The sequence below is a fragment of the Cellulomonas sp. P2_B4 genome (genome assembly GCF_056404795.1).
The window spans coordinates 1-560 of the sequence record NZ_JBFUDI010000090.1 but is presented as its reverse complement, the minus strand read 5'-3'; the positions used below and the strand labels follow the sequence as shown (position 1 = coordinate 560).

Below are 560 nucleotides of genomic sequence, written 5' to 3'. Positions count from 1 at the left end.
CCCCTCCCTGTGCCTCACCGCAGACAATGAGCGTTTCCGATCACATATCTGTCATAAATGTCTCACGTGAGACTTTTTTTGCGGCGGCGCCTATTGCTTTTTATGTCCGATACGGCATCATGACCGCAGCTACGAAGATAGCCAAGAATAAATCGCACCAAAAATTGGTAGCGGTAACACAGGAGGGGGACGGTCTGATGAGTGACCTTGCGCGCATTGATGGAATCGCGAATCGCGGCGGAATCGGCCGTTCGCTGAGAAGTGGCGTGTCGATGGTAGCGCTTTGCGCTTTCTCGATGGCGACGCCGGCCTGGGCAGCCGAAGTGGCTCCCAAAGTTACGGATTCAGCTCAGCCCGCCTCTGGCGCTCAGGACGCGTCCGGACAGACAACGTCGGACACGCCGTCGAAGGATGAGACGGATATCGTCGTCACCGGCATCCGCCAGAGCCTCAAGACGGCACAGGCGCTGAAGCAGAATGCGGAAATCGTCAGCGACTCGATCTCGTCGGAGGATATCGGCGCGCTCCCCGACCGCTCGGTCACCGAGGCGCTGCAGCGC

General features: G+C 58.9%; 1 protein-coding gene. It reads left to right on the top strand.

Annotation, left to right across the window (positions count from 1 at the left end; translation table 11 throughout):
• Nucleotides 1-26 precede the first annotated feature (26 nt).
• A partial coding sequence (locus AC1DZC_RS20255) for a hypothetical protein (protein WP_477044537.1) occupies nt 27-560 on the top strand: 534 nt, incomplete at its 3' end.